This window comes from Roseateles terrae (genome assembly GCF_014192155.1).
GTDB classification, from domain to species: domain Bacteria; phylum Pseudomonadota; class Gammaproteobacteria; order Burkholderiales; family Burkholderiaceae_C; genus Roseateles; species Roseateles terrae.
Window position 1 is genome coordinate 1,023,048 of sequence record NZ_JACHXO010000001.1, and the last position, 15,982, is coordinate 1,039,029.

Genomic DNA, 15,982 nt, shown 5'->3' on the forward strand with positions numbered 1-15,982 from the left:
GCGCAAACAAAAATGGCCTCCTGTCGGAGGCCATTTTTTTGGGTGGGCGGCAACGCTTCAGCGCCGCCCTTCCCTGCTTCAGCGTCAGCGGTCGACCACGCAATCCACGTAGTAGCGGGTGCGGCCGTCTTCTTCCTTTTCCGCCACCAGGCCGTGCACATCGGTCGCAAAGCCCGGGAAGCGCGCATTGAAGTCGCGGGTGAACTTGAGATAGTCCACGATCCGGCGGTTGAAGCGCTCGCCCGGGATCAACAGCGGAATGCCCGGCGGGTACGGCGTCAGCAGGGCGGTCGTCACCCGGCCCTCCAGATGGTCGATCTCCACCCGCTCCGTCTTGCGGTGGGCGATATGCGCATACGCATCGCTCGGCTTCATCGCCGGCTCGAGGTCCGACAAATACACCTCCGTCGTCAGACGGGCGATGTCGCCGGAGGCATAGGCCTCGTGGATGCTCTGGCACAGGTCCCGCAGGCCCATGCGCTCATAGCGCGGGAAGGCCGCCACGAACTCCGGCAGGATGCGCCAGATCGGGGCATTGCGGTCGTAATCGTCCTTGAACTGCTGCAGCGCGGTCAGCAGCGTGTTCCAGCGGCCCTTGGTGATGCCGATGGTGAACATGATGAAGAACGAGTACAGACCGGTCTTCTCCACCACCACCCCATGCTCCGCGAGGAACTTGGTGACGATGCTGGCCGGGATGCCGGTCTTGGCGAACTTGCCGCTCATGTCCAGCCCGGGCGTGATGATGGTGGACTTGATCGGGTCCAGCATGTTGAAGCCGTCTGCGATCGGGCCGAAACCGTGCCACTTCTCGTTGGTCTTCAACTGCCAGTCGGACGGCTTGCCAACGCCTTCCGCGGTGAGCTTCTCCGGACCCCAGACCTTGAACCACCAGTCCTTGCCGTAGTCCTTTTCCACCTTGCGCATGGCGCGGCGGAAGTCCAGTGCTTCGGAGATGGACTCTTCCACCAGCGCCGTACCGCCCGGAGGCTCCATCATCGCGGCCGCCACGTCGCAGCTGGCAATGATCGAGTATTGCGGGCTGGTGGACGTGTGCATCAGATAGGCTTCGTTGAACAGATGCCGGTCCAGCTTCACGTTCTGCGAATCCTGCACCAGCACCTGCGACGCCTGCGAAATGCCGGCCAGCAGCTTGTGGGTCGACTGCGTGGCGTAGACCATGGCGGTCTTCGGACGCGCGCGGTGCTTGCCCATGGCGTGGTAGGAGCCATAGAAGCTGTGGAAGGCCGCATGCGGCAGCCAGGCTTCGTCGAAGTGCAGCGTGTCGATCCAGCCGTCCAGCTTGCCCTTGATGGTCTCGGTGTTGTAGAGCACGCCGTCGTAGGTGCTCTGGGTCAGCGTCATGATGCGCGGCTTGACCGTCTTGGCATCCACGCCCGCCAGCAGCGGATTGCGCGCGATCTTCTTGCGGATGGTTTCCGGCTCGAATTCCTGCTCGGGAATCGGGCCGATGATGCCGTAGTGATTGCGCGTGGGCGTCATGAAGACCGGCACCGCGCCGGTCATGATGATGCTGTGCAGGATGCTCTTGTGGCAGTTGCGGTCCACCACCACGACGTCGCCCGGCGCCACCGTGTGGTGCCACACCATCTTGTTGGAGGTGGAGGTGCCGTTGGTGACGAAGAAGCAGTGGTCCGCATTGAAGATGCGGGCGGCGTTCTTTTCGCTTTCGGCCACGGGGCCGGTGTGGTCCAGCAACTGGCCCAGCTCTTCCACCGCGTTGCAGACGTCGGCCCGCAGCATGTTCTCACCAAAGAACTGGTGGAACATCTGGCCGACCGGGCTCTTGAGGAAGGCGACGCCGCCGGAGTGACCCGGGCAGTGCCAGGAATACGAGCCGTCCTGGGCGTAGTCCATCAGCGCCTTGAAGAACGGAGGCGCCAGGCCGTCGAGGTAGCTCTTGGCCTCCCGGATGATGTGGCGGGCCACAAATTCCGGGGTGTCTTCGAACATATGGATGAAGCCATGCAACTCACGCAGCACATCATTGGGCAGATGCTGGGAGGTGCGGGTCTCACCGTAGACGTAAATGGGGATGTCCGCATTCTTGAAGCGGATCTCCTGAATGAACTTGCGCAGATTCAACACGGCCGGATCGAGTTCCGGGCCCGAGCTGAATTCCTCGTCGTCGATCGACAGGATGAAGGCGCTGGCGCGGCTCTGCTGCTGGGCGAACTGACTCAGGTCGCCATAGCTGGTGACGCCCAGCACTTCGAAGCCTTCCTTCTGGATGGCGTCGGCCAGGGCGCGGATGCCCAGACCCGAGGTGTTCTCGGAGCGGTAGTCCTCGTCAATGATGACGATGGGAAAGCGGAAACGCGGCGTCATGGGGCCTCCGGCGAAGCGGGGTCAAACAGGAAAGGCGCGAAGTGTAGGGCCAACCCTCGGTCGTGCAAGTGTCGCAGGCCCATTAACCCGAAATCATGACGCGAACGTCGCGCAAACAGGACGGTTGCGGTTTTGCGTCGCACCTCGGAGGGCATGTGATCACCCCTAGGGAGGAGACGAAGAGGCGCCGTGCGGCAGCCCCTGGGGCGTACACTTTCCAGCAGGGGAGGACGGTCCGCCGCCCTCGCCTCAATTCAATAAAACAGGGATGCTTGTTCATCCGGAGGCTGACATGGACTGGAGCCTGTCCACCTGGTGGTGGGTGGTGTGTGGGGGATTGGTCGCGGCTGAACTGGCCAGCGGCACGACGTTCTATCTGCTGATGTTGGCCCTGGGCGCTGCCGCGGCGGCGGTCGCGGCCCATCTGGGGCTGGGATTCAGCGTTCAGATGGTGGTGGCCTCGGTGGTGGGCGGTGCAGCGGTCACCTGGTGGCATCAAAGGCAGTCCCGCCGCCCCAAGGTGCCGGCGCAGGCCAATCCAAACGTGAACCTGGACATCGGGCAGAGCCTGGAGGTGCATCACTGGCGGTCCGACGGCACGGCGGAAGTGAAGTACCGCGGCGCTGCCTGGCAGGCCCGTTTCATCGGCAGCGGCAGTCCGCATGTGGGGCGCCATGTCATCCGGGCGGTGGAAGGCTCCTGCCTGCTGCTGGAGCCGGTCTGAAGCTGGCCGGCCAGCTGGCAGTCGCCACGGACCCAGCCTTCATTCGCCCTCCGCCAGACGCCACCGGGCTTCGCCCAAAGGCTGACGCAACAGGGCCGCTCTCAAGGGCGTTCGAGTTCCCCGAAGGGCCTTCGCTCAATCACCTTTCGCGCGGGCGCAGCTCGCCCGCCTGATCTTTTTCGACCTCACTGAGGAGAGTCTTTTCCATGGAAATCGTTGCACTGGTTCTGCTGGTCGTGGTGGTGGTCTTCATCATCCGGTCGGTCAAGGTGGTCCCCCAGCAAAACGCCTGGGTGGTGGAACGCCTGGGCCGCTATCACGCCACGCTCACGCCCGGCCTCAACATTCTGGTGCCCTTTGTGGACCGGCTGGCCTACAAGCATTCCCTCAAGGAAATCCCGCTGGATGTGCCCAGCCAGATCTGTATCACCAAGGACAACACCCAGCTGACGGTGGACGGCATCCTGTACTTCCAGGTGACGGATGCCATGCGCGCCAGCTACGGCTCCAGCAACTACATCGTGGCCATCACCCAGCTGGCGCAGACCACGCTGCGCTCGGTCATCGGCCGGATGGAACTGGACCGCACCTTTGAAGAACGGGACATCATCAACAGCGCCGTGGTCCAGGCCTTGGACGAAGCCGCGCTGAACTGGGGCGTGAAGGTGCTGCGTTATGAGATCAAGGATCTGACGCCGCCGGCCGAAATCCTGCGCTCGATGCAGGCCCAGATCACGGCGGAGCGTGAAAAGCGTGCGCTGATCGCCGCCTCGGAAGGTCGGCGCCAGGAGCAGATCAACATCGCGACCGGTGAACGGGAAGCCGCGATTGCCCGCTCCGAGGGTGAGAAGCAGGCGGAGATCAACAAGGCGCAGGGTGAGGCCGCGGCCATCACGGCCGTGGCCGAAGCCAGCGCCGACGCCATCCGCAAGATTGCCGCCGCCATCCAGCAGCCGGGCGGTGAGGATGCGGTACAGCTCAAGGTGGCGGAGAAGGCGGTGGACGCCTTCGCCCAGCTGGCGCAGAAGAACAACACGATGATCGTGCCGGGCAACATGAGTGAGGTCTCGGGCCTCATCGGCACGGCGATGGCGCTCTTCAAGAACGGAAAAACGAATTTGTGATCACAACATTGTTTTCACTCTCAAAAACTGCGCTATGATGGCGGGCTTCGGAGAGATGGATGAGTGGTTTAAGTCGCACGCCTGGAAAGCGTGTGTGGGTTAATAGCCCACCGCGGGTTCGAATCCCGCTCTCTCCGCCACAACACTGACAAAGCCCCAGAGTCCCAGCCGCCACAGCAGCTGACGATTCAGGGGCTTTTTCTATTGTTCCGAGGCCCGGCAGTGACGCCGCATCACGGCAGCCGCTCCAGCGTCACCAGCACCACGTCATGCGTGCGCATCGGCAGCGACTCCACATGCCGGCCGTCGCGCCCCACCCTCACCCGCTTCACGCGCTCGGGCGCATCCTCGGTCAGCGCCTGAAGCCTCGTCAGTTGGGACGGTGACAGCTCACCCGGCTTGCCCAGCTTCAGCCAGGCCGTATAGGCATCATTGGCCCCATGGCCCACCCGGAAGCGACGCAACTGATAGGTGCCCGGACGCAGTCCTTGCCAACGCAGCGTGGCCGGGGCCAGGGCTTGCGCGGGTCGCACCTCGCCAAAGTAGGGTCGGTTGCTGATCGATTGGTCCGGCAGCCGCCAATCCCATACCAGCGTGGCCACCGCATCACCCTCTTTCGCCGCCAGCGCGCTCGCGTCCGTCAACGGAATCTCCTGCCCCCGCACGCGGTTCAGATATTTGTAGGCAAAAAACGCCGGCTTTCTGATGCCCTCGCGCGTGAGCAATCCAAACCCGCCATGAAACGGCGCCGGCGGCGGACCCGCTTCTTCAAACAGATCGCTGTAGGTCCAGTAACTCATGGCTTGTGCCAGGCCCCTCACCTGCTTGAGCTTCTCCAGAATGTAGGGCGCACTCAGGTACGCATCGTGGATGGGGTCGCGCGGGTTGTAGCTCGTGCTCCATTCGGTGATGTAGAGCGGCAGGCCTGGGAACGGCGACGCCTCGATCTGCGCGCGCACCCGCTTCACATCACCCACGATGGCGTCCGGCGACTGCGACAGCTTGTTGTCGTCCTGGCCGAACTCATCCAGGAATCCGCCCTCCACGCCGTAGGTATGCGTGGTGACGAAATCCACCGGCACGCCGTGGTCCTTGCAGAAGGCAAGAAATGCATCGATCCAGGCGGCACCTGCGGTCGAAGGGCCGCCTACCCGCAATTGCGGATCCACCGCCTTGATGGTGCGAGCCGTGCGGGCATACAGCTCGAAGTAGGCCTTCTGATCGGCACCTTCCCAGAAGCCGTCCAGATTCGGTTCGTTCCAGACTTCAAACGGCCACTGCCTCACCTCAGCGGCGCCGTAACGCGCCATCAGATGCCGCGTGAATGAATCCACCAGCGCCACCCAGGGCTCCGCCTGGGGATGTGAGGTATTGCCCTTCCAGTAGAAGATCGTCTGCGGCGATGTGGCCATCGCTTCCGGCGTGAATCCCAACTCGACGAACGGCCGGATCCCTTTGGCCAGCAGATCGTCATACAGCGCATCGATACGGCTGAAATCAAACTGAAAGTCGCCGTTGGCATTGCGGCTGACCGTGTTCAGCGCATCGTGGAAGACCGCGTGGAATCGCAGCATGCGAAATCCCAGCTCGTCGACGGCCGTTTTGAGTTGCGCCTGACTGTCCGAACGACGCAGCGTCCCCGGAAAATCGGCTCCGACCGCATGGTCGAAGCTCCGATCCACCGGACCGCCCGCCCGCCGCAGATCCACCTCAATCACCCGCGCTTTTGGGGGCGCCTCCACGGCGCTTGAGCGCTCGCCGGCCCACGCATCGGCGGCCAGCGCCAGCGACGACACAACAGCAGCCAGCGCAGACCCGGCGCACGCAGCCCGCTTCGACAACAGAGCAGCCATCCACCCCTCCTCAGTGCGTCTGCGGATATTAGTTTGACCGCTGCACTAACTGACCAGAGCTTTCCCTTGCCGCCCCCTGTTGCGTTCCTCCCCTTCCTGCGGCATAAACCTCCTGTCCCGTCTGCACGGCAGTCCAGCACCGACGCATCGCAGGCACGTTTGCTGCCCCTTCCGCGCATCCCGTGAACCTCCAAGGAGACCCGCATGAAGACTCGCCACTGGCTGGCCACTTCCCTGCTCGCCCTGTGCCCGTTGATGGGCGCCTATGCGGCGGAAACCACTGTCACGCTGAAGATCGCCACGCCGCAGGGTGAAGGCGAATCGGTCGGGACGGTGCGCATCGTCGAGACCCGCTATGGTCTGGTGTTCTATCCCCAATTGACTAATCTGCCGGCCGGTCTGCATGGTTTTCATGTGCATGCCAATGCGTCGTGCGCACCCGGCATGAAGGACGGCAATCCCGTCCCCGCCGATGGTGCCGGCGGCCACATGGATCCGGACAAGAGCAGCCGGCATGGCGAGCCCTGGGGCGAAGGCCATCTGGGTGACCTCCCCGCGCTCTACGTCGATCCGCAGGGCAATGCCAGCAATCCCGTGCTGGCCCCGCGTCTGATGCGCCTGCTGGACGTTCGCAAACATGCGCTGATGGTGCATGCCGGTGGTGACAACCATGCCGACCATCCGGCCCCGCTCGGTGGCGGCGGCGCGCGTATCGCCTGTGGCGTCATCGAATAAGCGGACGTGCATCCGCTCCCTGAACATGCTTCAGGGGACCTTCAACCGCGCGCGCGCTGCCGTGCCGCGTACAGCCCCAGTTGGGGCTTTTTCTTTGTTCCTGGCGGGCATGCTGCTTGCCATTGAAACGCGCAGTTTCAAACTTGAACAAAGGACACATCATGAGCAACCCTGCCGCCTCCGTTTCTTTGCCGGTGAATGACCAGGCGAAGGCGCTGCAGCGCCACGTGCTGCAGTGTGCGAAGGCTCGAGGCCGATGGTTTGGCGTCTCCGTCTGGGCGGAGCGCCTGCACGGCATGATCCTGCCGCGCCTGGCAACCACGGCCGCCCTGGGGGCTGCCACGCTGGCAGTGGTGGCGCATTGGCTATGAAGGCTGAGGTGTCGGCGCCGGATCGGGCGCCGTCGCCCACACCCCCGGAGATCAAGGAAGAACTGGCCCTGCTGGACCCCGCCCTCGGCGCACTGGAGCCTCCGGTGCGCTCGGTGCTGTTCGGCGCGGCCCGCTTCGAGCAACACGGCCGCAGCCTGGCCCAGGCGCAGGCGGTGCAAGGCACGGCAGGCGCCAGTCGGTTCTTCCCCCGCCTGGACGACAACCTGGCGGTTTTGCAGCAGGCCCGCGCGCTGATCGAGAAACGCTCCCGCGACTATCGCCATCTCGGCGCCGCCGGCAAATGGCTGCTGGACAACGCCACGCTGATCGACGAGCAGACCGACCAGGTCCGCCGCGGTTTGCCCCGCGGCTTTTTCCGGCTGCTGCCGCGCCTGCGCGATGAGCCGCTGGCCGGCCTCCCGCGCATCTACGGCATTGCCTGGGCCTGGGTGGCGCATACCGACGGCGGATTCGATATCGATCTGCTCACCCGCTACCTCAAAGCCTACCAGGAAGAGCGCGCGCTATCCCTGGCCGAGATGTGGGCGCTGCCCACCACCTTGCGGGTGGTGCTGGTGGAAAACCTTCGCCGCCTCGCCGAGCGCTTTGCGACGCTGCAGGCCGCGCGTGATGTCGTCCATCACTGGTACGACGGCAATCCGGCCAGGACCGGCCTGGCCGCCGTCACCGACCTTGAACCCCGCATGCGCCAACGCGGCGTGCTGGAAGCTTTCTGGCTGCAACTGGACCACCGCCTGGAAGAGCTGCCCTCCGGCCTCGGCGGCGAGCTGCGCGCCTGGCTGAGCACGCGTCTGCCAACGCCGGCCCAGGCGCTGGCCCGCCAGCAGGACGAATCCATCCGCGACCTGCAGAGCATCCGCAACGCCATCACCGCCCTGCGCCGCATCGACCAGACCGACTGGCGCCGCCTGGTGCAAGCCGTCAGCCCGGTGATGCAGACCCTGGCCGAGTCGCCGGTGTATGCCGCCGAAGCCACCGAGACGCAGGATCTGACGCTGCACGAGATCGAACAGCTGGCCCGCAAGTCCGGGCGCAGCGAGCTGGAAGTAGCCAAGGAGCTGTTGACGCTCACCCGAACCGCCAGCACGTCCATCGACACCGACCGCCGCAGTGCTCCCATCTACTGGTGGCGCGGCGCGGGTCGTCCGCAACTGCTGTCGATTCTGGGCATCCGCGCACGCGCCGGCTGGCCGGTGGAACCGGCTCAGCGCGAGCGATGGGCCGCCGCCTATCTGCTTGGCCTGACGGTGTTGAGCGCCGGCGTGCTGGTCTGGCTCATCGGGCACATGCGGCCGGACCTGGGCCTGGGCTGGCAGGTGCTGGTGGCCGTTCTGGCCGCCGGACCGATCAGCGAGGCCGTGGTGGCCCTGACCAACCGCTGGATCAGCGAGCTGTCCAAGCCGGTGCGTCTGCCCCGACTGGATTTTTCCGAAGGCATTCCCGCTGCCGAGGGCGCATTGGTGGTGATGCCGGTGATGTTCCCAGGCCCCGGCACCATCGCGCCGCTGTGTGCCCAGCTGGAACAGCATTACCTCGCCAATCGTGAGCCACATGCGCGCTTCGCGCTGCTGAGCGACTTCTCCGACGCCGTCGAAGAACACCGTGCCACCGACGATGCCATCATCAGTGCCGCCGTTCAGGCGGTGGCTGCCCTGAACGAACGACACGGTCCGCTGCCGGACGGCCGGCTGCGCTTCCTGCTGCTGCACCGCCCGCGCACCTGGTGCAAGACCGAGCGCAAGTGGATCGGCTGGGAGCGCAAGCGCGGCAAGCTGGAGCAGCTGCTGCAATGGCTCAACACCCCCGAGGCCGCATCGCCCTTCCTGGATCTGGGCCCGATGTCGGTGCCCGGCGCCAGCGTGCGCCACCTCATCACGCTGGACAGCGACACCGACATGCCCCCGGGCCGTCTGCGCTCGCTGGTCGGCACCGCCGCCCACCCGATGAACCGTCCGCGCCTGTCCACCGACGGGCTGCGCATTGTCGAAGGCTACGCCATCCTGCAGCCGCGGGTGCTCGCGCCGATACCGGAGGACCACCGCGGCACGCCCTACCACCGACTCTTCGGCGGCCAGTTCGGTATTGATCCTTACAGTGCCGTCAGCTCCGAGATCTTCCAGGATCTGTTTGGCGAAGGCAGTTTCACCGGCAAGGGCCTGATCGACGTGCAGGCCGCCCATGCGGTGCTCACCGGCCGCCTGCCGAAAGACCAGGTGCTGAGCCACGACCTGCTGGAGGGCAGCATTGCACGCTGCGCCGGAGTGTCCGACATCACCGTGGTCGAAGATTCACCGATGCACGCCGACGCGGCCCATGCCCGTCTGCACCGCTGGACACGCGGCGACTGGCAGCTGCTGCCCTTCCTCTTCAACACCCGTCGCTATCGCCTGGGCGCGATCAACCGCTGGAAGCTGCTGGACAACCTGCGCCGCTCGCTGGTGGCCCCGCTGTCGCTGGCGCTGATCGTGATGGTGCTGGCCACCGACGCGCTGCCGCTGGGGCTGACGCTGGCCCTGGTCGCGGCGGCCTTCAGCATCGGTCCGCTGGTCGGCGCGCTGGCGGGCCTGGTGCCCAGCCGCGAAGGCCTGGCGCTGCGCCACTTCTATCGCGAAACCGGGGCGGACCTTGGCCGCGCCGTCGCCCTCGCCGCCTGGCATATGGCGCTGCTGCTGCATCTGGGTCTGCTGTACCTGGATGCCATCGGCCGCGCCTTGTGGCGCCAGGCGGTGACCCGTCGCCACCTGCTCGAATGGACCACCGCCGCTGCGGCGCAGGCGGCCGCCAAGCATGAACTGCCGGCGCTGATCGCCCAGCATCTGCGCGTGCCGGTCTCTGCCGCGGTGATCGGCGCCTTGCTGATCTGCGCCGACCTGCTGGGCGCGCCGGTCGATGGCACGGCGGCCGTCTGGCTGTTGTTGCTGTGGGCCCTGTCGCCGGTCTGGATCTGGTGGGCCAGCCGTCCCCGTCCCGCCGTGCAGGATCCGGAACCCATGCTGGACCCGCAGGGCCGCGACTACCTCTGGCAGCTCGCCCGTGACACCTGGCGCTTCTACGACCGTCATGTCGGACCGCAGGACCATCACCTGCCGCCCGACAACGTGCAGCTCACGCCCCACCTGCTGGTGGCGCATCGCACCTCGCCGACCAACATCGGCATCTACCTGCTGACGGTGGCCTGTGCGCGTGAACTGGGCTTCATCGGCCTGGTCAGCATGACCGAGCGTCTGGGCGCCACCCTGGACACACTGGACCGGCTGGACCGCTGGCAGGGCCATTTCTACAACTGGTACGACACCCAGACGCTGGCCGTGCTGCCGCCGGGGTATGTCTCTGCCGTGGACAGCGGCAACTGCTCCGGCCACCTGCTGGCCGTGGCACGGGCCTGCGAGATGCTGATCGACACACCCTCGGAGTCGATCGCGCGCAATACCCGGCAGGCCCTGAAGCAGACCCTGCACCGCCTGCGCATCCATCAGCCGCCGCTGGCCGGCGGCGGAATGCTGCCCGCCAGCACCGCGCTGGTCGAAGCCCTGTCGGCACTGGAGGTGCTGGATGCCGGGGTGGAAGAACAGCAGGCGCTGCTGTCCGGGCATGTGCAAGCTGCTCGCGCGGAAGTCGGGGAAGCCTCGCCCGCCGGGCTGGATGCCGACGGCAAGCCGCTGCCCGTGCCCAATGACCTGCCTCCGGAGCCGGACCGGGCCCCGACGCCCACCGGCCTGGACACTCCGCTGCATTGGCTGGTGCGCGATCTGGTGGCGCAGCTCGAGTCGTACTGGCGCGATCAGGGCGCGCCGCTCGCGCAGGCCCGCACGCAGTTGCGCCTTCTGGCCGATCGCGCCCGCTGCATGGCGTTGGAAGCAGACTACCGGCCGCTGTTCGACCCGGAGCGCCGCCTGCTGCGCATCGGCTGGCGCGCGGACGCCCAGCAACTGGACGACAACCACTACGACCTGCTGGCCAGCGAAGCCCGCCTGACCAGCCTCGTGGGCATCGCCAAGGGCGACCTGCCGCCCGAGCACTGGCGGTCCCTGGGCCGTCCCTTCTTTGCCCGCAACACACCCGACGCCTCACTGGGCCTGAAGTCCTGGTCCGGCTCGATGTTCGAGTACCTGATGCCGTCGCTGGTGCTGCGTGAACCCGCCGCCAGTGCCCTGGGCCGAGCCATCCGCACGGCGGTGGCCGAGCAGCAGGCCGAAGCGCAGGGACGCCGCACGCCATGGGGGATTTCCGAGTCCGCCATCGCAGGCCAGGACCACACCCTCGCCTACCAGTACGGACCGCAAGGCATCCAGACGCTGGCGCTGGCGCGCCTCTCCAACGAGGAGCGCGTGCTGGCGCCTTATGCGGCCATCATGGCCAGCGTGGTGGCGCCCTCGACCGTGGTGCGCAACCTGCAGGCCTTCGAGCGGCTGGGCGCGCGCGGCAGCTTCGGCTTCATCGAATCGGTGGACTACACCCCGCAGCGACAGACCGCCGGCACGCCGTTCACCCTGGTCCAGACCTACATGGCGCATCACCAGGCCATGGGCTTCGTGGCCTTGACCAATGTCCTGGCCGATGAAGCGCCGCGCCGCTGGCTGATGAGCGATCCGCACATCAAGGCCGTCGCCACGCTGCTGCATGAACGTGCGCCGCGTGAAGTGACGCCACTGGCCGTCCCCGCGCCGGAGGTGCTGCCGCGCCGCCGCGAGCTGCGCAAGGCCCGCATGGTGCGCGAGACCGAGCCCCTGGGCGAGGCGCTGCCGCTGACCCACATGCTGACCAATGGCCGTTATGCCGTTGTGCTGCGCAGCCACGGTGGCGGCTACAGCAGCTGGGATGGCACTGGCGTCAGTCGCTGGCGGGACGACCTGCTCCGCGATCAGCATGGACAGTTCCTCTTCCTGCGCCGTCAGGGCGAAGTGGAATGGTTCAGTGCCAGCGCCCGTCCCGCGCCGGACCCGCGCGCCAGCTACCACTGCCGCATGCAGGCGGAGCGGGTGCTGTTCGAAGCCCGCTGGGCGGATCTGCGCAGCTGCACCACCGTCTGGGTCAGCCCGGAAGATGACTGCGAACTGCGCCAGGTCGAGCTGTGCAACACCGGCACGGCGCCGATGGAGCTGGAGCTGGCCTCCTGCTTCGAAGCGACGCTGGCACCGCAGCGCGGCGACGAGGCCCATCCGGCCTTCTCCAACCTGTTCATCCAGGCACGCTGGGTGGCGGGCGAACATGCCCTGCACCTGCGCCGTCGGCCACGGCTCTTCGACGAAGCAGCCCTGCGGGCCGTCTTCTTCATGGTGCCGGACGAGACGCCCGCCAACACTCCCGGTCATCCGCTCCACGCCAAGGCACCCACCGGACCGCAGGCCCGCATCCACGACGTGACGCCCATCGCCGACCGCGCCCGCTGGCTCGGCCGCTACGGCAGCACGACGCGCCCTGCGGGCGATGCAGGCGTGACGGTGGTGGACAACGAAGCCGATGTCACCTCCGCCGGAGAACCCGGACGGCTGCTGGACACCGGCCTCGATCCGGTCGCCGGCATCAAGCTGAAGATTGAACTGCCGCCGGGCACCACCCTGCGCATGACCTTCTGCACCGCCGCGTCGCGGGATCTGGACCAATTGCACGCGCTGGTGGACAAGTACCGCCAGGCGGCGCATTTGGAGCGCAGCGCGGCGATGTCCCACACCATGGGCGGCATCCGCCTGCGGGAACTGCAGTTCGACACGGCGACCTGGGGCGCGTTGCTCCAGCTCAACACCCTCATCACCGGACAGGCGGCGCGCGAGCCGCTGCATGCCCGCGAATCGATCGGACGTTGCGACCGACGACTGCTGTGGCGCTTCGGCATCTCCGGGGACCGTCCGATCATCGCAGTGCAGATCGTCGGTGAAGAAGGCCTGGACCTGGTGCGGGCGCTGAAGAAGGCGCTGCGCATGTGGACCTCGCATTCGGTGGGCGTGGACCTGGTGGTGCTGAACGAAGAGCCGTCGTCCTACCTGGCGCCGGTGCAGCAGGCCCTGGCCGCGCTGCAGGCCCGGCTGGAAAGCCAGCATCAGGGGCGTCCGGCGAATCTGCGCTCCGCCCTGCATGTGCTGCGCGAGAACGACCTCAGCACCGATGAGCGCTTCACCCTGCATGCCCTTATCCGCATCCGCCTGCAGGCCGACGGGCGCAACCTGGCGCAGCAAGTGGAACGCTGGCTCGAGGATCTGCGTCCGGCCGACGACGCGGCGCGCATGGTGGTTCCCCAGACCTTGCCCCTGCTGCCCGATCCGGCGGCACCGCCGCGCACACCGGATGGACAGTTCGATCCCGACCATGGCGGCTTCCGCTTCGACGTCTCGGCCTCGCGGCATCCGTCGCGGCCGTGGGTCAACGTGCTGGCCAATCCGGACTTCGGCTGCCAGGTGACAGACGTGGCCGCGGGCTACACCTGGGCGGGCAACAGCCGCATGCATCAGGTCACGCCGTGGTCCAACGATCCGCTGCTGGACCCACCCGGCGAGTGGCTGCTGCTGCACGACCTGGACCATCAGCGCGTCTGGTGCCTGGGCCGCCATGTGCTGGATCAGGCTCCGCTGCAGGTGGAGCACGGCATCGGCTACAGCCGCATCCGGCAGCAGCTGGACGATCTGGACATCAGCCTGTGCTGGTGTGTGGACCGCGAGGCCTCGGTGAAGCAGCTGCAGGTGGACATCCGCAGCTCGGCATCGGAACGTCGCCGTCTGCGGCTGGTGGCCATGGCCGAATGGCAGATGGGCAGCGCGCGCAGCGAGCGGCTGTCGGTGACCACACGCAGCGACTGGTTGACCGTCGGCGCCGTGGGCGCCGGACTGCCGCAGCCGGAGCGTGCGTTGTCCCTGTGCGCCACGCAGCTGGATGAGCTGGGCGGCTTCGGACAGGCCACCGCCGCGTTGAGCCTGCGTCCGCGACAACCGAACGATGCGGGTGTGGCGCCGGAAGCCACGGCCCGCATGCGCCTGGACACCCAGGACTGGACCTGCGACCGCCGGGAGTTCTTCGACGCCTCCGGACGGCTGGTGGTGCCGACGGTGCTGGGTAAGCGCTGCGGCGGTGGACTGGACGCCTGCGCGGGTCTGGCCGCGCGGCTGGACGTCGACCCGGGTCAGACCGGCGCCTTCACCGTGCTGCTGGGCCATGCGCCCTCGCCTCATGCGGCCCATGAACTGATGGAAGCGGCGTGGCAGGTCGACCCCGCACAGCGCCTGGCTGCGCAGCGCGCGCAATGGCCGGAGCTGCTGGGCGGCCGACAGGTCCGCACGCCGGACCCGCGCTTCGATGCACTGACCAACTTCTGGCTGCCTTACCAGACGCTGGCCTGCCGCATGTGGGCGCGTGCCGGCTTCTATCAGGCCGGTGGCGCCTTCGGTTATCGCGATCAGTTGCAGGATGCGATGGCCCTGACCGACGTGGCCCCGCAACTGCTGGCGCACCAGCTGCGGCGCAGTGCGGCCCGTCAGTTCCCGGAAGGCGACGTGCAGCACTGGTGGCATGAGCCGGGTGGCGCCGGCGTGCGTACGCATTTCTCGGACGACCGCCTCTGGCTGCCTTACGGCCTGGCGCACTATGCGGCCCGGACCGGCGACCTGGCGCTGATGGATGAGCAGGTGCCCTTCCTGATGGGCCAGCCCGTGCCGGAAGGCGCCGAGGACATTTACGAAACGCCGCGCACCGACGGCCCGATGGCGACGCTGTATGAGCATGCGGCACGGGCCATCGACCGGAGCCTGGAGAGCGGCGCCCACGGCTTGCCGCTGTTCGGTACCGGCGACTGGAACGACGGCATGAACCGCGTCGGCCATGAAGGCCGGGGCGAGTCGGTCTGGATGGCCTGGTTCCTCTGTCAGGTGATTGAGGACTTCGCGCCGCTGGCCATGGCCCGGGGCGACAGCGAACGCGCCCAGCGCTGGACGACCGCCCGTGACGGCTGGGTGCGCGCACTGGACGGTCCCGGCTGGGACGGCCAGTGGTACCGCCGCGGCTTCTTCGATGACGGCTCGGCGCTCGGGTCTGCCGCCAATCCGGAATGCAAGATCGACCTGATCGCACAGAGCTGGGCGGTGCTGACGCAGGCCGCCGATCCGGACCATGCGAAGCAGGCCATGGCCAGCGCCAACACGCATCTGCTGGATCCCGTCGCACGACTGGCCCGGCTGCTGCATCCGCCGCTGGCGGTGTCGGAGCCGAGTGCGGGCTACATCCAGTCCTATGCGCCGGGCGTACGGGAAAACGGCGGCCAGTACAACCACGCGGCAGTCTGGGCATTGATGGCGCTGGCGCAGCTGGGGCAGCGGGACACGATGTGGCAGGTTTACACCGGTCTCAGTCCCGCCCACCGCTGGGCCGATCCGCGACTGGGCCCGACGTACGCGATCGAGCCCTACGTCATGGCCGGCGACATCTATTCCCATGCGCCCTGGGTCGGACGCGGCGGCTGGAGCTGGTACAGCGGCTCGGCAGGCTGGTTGCTGCGGGCCTCGCTGGAGTCCATCTGCGGTGTGGTGGTGGAACAGGGGCGCCTGCGGGTGCGGGCCTGTCTGCCGGTGCACTGGGACTGGGCCGAGGTGCGGCTGCGCCATGACGGCCGCTGGCATCGCGTCATCGTCTGCGCGCACGACACGGCTGCTCGTGCCGTCATGACGCAGGAGCCTGCCGCCATCCGAGTGCAGACCAGCGATCCCATCGACTTGAACGCCTTGACCGACGATGCGCCGCTGGTCGTGGTCAGCCAGGTCGAGCGGGTGCCGCTGCCGGAAGGGGCGTCCTCGGACGAGGCCGCAGCGCCTTGATCCGGAAGGG

7 protein-coding genes and 1 tRNA gene are annotated in these 15,982 nt (G+C 67.0%); 6 read left to right on the plus strand and 2 right to left on the minus strand.

Annotated features, from left to right (window positions below; all coding sequences use genetic code 11):
* Positions 1-84: 84 nt before the first annotated feature.
* Entirely contained in the window at positions 85-2,349 is a 2,265-nt protein-coding gene (locus FHS28_RS04255) for an arginine/lysine/ornithine decarboxylase (RefSeq protein ID WP_088448940.1), read from the minus strand.
* 292 nt (positions 2,350-2,641) lie between these two features.
* On the opposite strand from FHS28_RS04255, the gene FHS28_RS04260 reads away from it, so the two are divergent.
* From FHS28_RS04260 to FHS28_RS04270, 3 genes are all read left to right on the plus strand, one after another.
* Positions 2,642-3,073, plus strand: coding sequence for an NfeD family protein (locus FHS28_RS04260; protein ID WP_088448939.1), 432 nt, complete (start codon positions 2,642-2,644; stop codon positions 3,071-3,073).
* 206 nt (positions 3,074-3,279) lie between these two features.
* Entirely contained in the window at positions 3,280-4,197 is a 918-nt protein-coding gene (locus FHS28_RS04265; RefSeq protein WP_088448938.1) for an SPFH domain-containing protein, read from the plus strand.
* Between the two features lie 49 nt (positions 4,198-4,246).
* Positions 4,247-4,337, plus strand: a tRNA-Ser gene (locus tag FHS28_RS04270).
* Between the two features lie 93 nt (positions 4,338-4,430).
* On the opposite strand, the gene FHS28_RS04275 is transcribed toward FHS28_RS04270, so the two are convergent.
* Positions 4,431-6,050: a GH39 family glycosyl hydrolase gene (locus tag FHS28_RS04275; protein WP_088448937.1), complete on the minus strand. Its 1,620-nt coding sequence runs from the start codon at positions 6,048-6,050 to the stop codon at positions 4,431-4,433.
* A 204-nt stretch (positions 6,051-6,254) separates the two neighbouring features.
* Between FHS28_RS04275 and sodC the strand changes: the two genes are divergently transcribed.
* From sodC to FHS28_RS04290, 3 genes are all read left to right on the plus strand, one after another.
* Entirely contained in the window at positions 6,255-6,785 is a 531-nt protein-coding gene (sodC, locus tag FHS28_RS04280; protein WP_088448936.1) for a superoxide dismutase family protein, read from the plus strand.
* A 161-nt stretch (positions 6,786-6,946) separates the two neighbouring features.
* Positions 6,947-7,156, plus strand: a complete 210-nt coding sequence (locus FHS28_RS04285) for a hypothetical protein (protein ID WP_184294125.1) — start codon at positions 6,947-6,949, stop codon at positions 7,154-7,156.
* Entirely contained in the window at positions 7,153-15,972 is an 8,820-nt protein-coding gene (locus tag FHS28_RS04290; RefSeq protein WP_184294127.1) for a GH36-type glycosyl hydrolase domain-containing protein, read from the plus strand. The genes FHS28_RS04285 and FHS28_RS04290 overlap by 4 nt, the downstream gene beginning before the upstream one ends.
* The last annotated feature ends 10 nt before the right edge of the window (positions 15,973-15,982 follow it).

Bases quoted from the DNA above. Each gene is read 5' to 3' on its own strand.
- FHS28_RS04255 (WP_088448940.1), bottom strand. From the start codon at position 2,349: ATGACGCCGCGTTTCCGCTTTCCCATCGTCATCATTGACGAGGACTAC.
- FHS28_RS04260 (WP_088448939.1), top strand. From the start codon at position 2,642: ATGGACTGGAGCCTGTCCACCTGGTGGTGGGTGGTGTGTGGGGGATTG.
- FHS28_RS04265 (WP_088448938.1), top strand. From the start codon at position 3,280: ATGGAAATCGTTGCACTGGTTCTGCTGGTCGTGGTGGTGGTCTTCATC.
- FHS28_RS04275 (WP_088448937.1), bottom strand. From the start codon at position 6,050: ATGGCTGCTCTGTTGTCGAAGCGGGCTGCGTGCGCCGGGTCTGCGCTG.
- sodC (WP_088448936.1), top strand. From the start codon at position 6,255: ATGAAGACTCGCCACTGGCTGGCCACTTCCCTGCTCGCCCTGTGCCCG.
- FHS28_RS04285 (WP_184294125.1), top strand. From the start codon at position 6,947: ATGAGCAACCCTGCCGCCTCCGTTTCTTTGCCGGTGAATGACCAGGCG.
- FHS28_RS04290 (WP_184294127.1), top strand. From the start codon at position 7,153: ATGAAGGCTGAGGTGTCGGCGCCGGATCGGGCGCCGTCGCCCACACCC.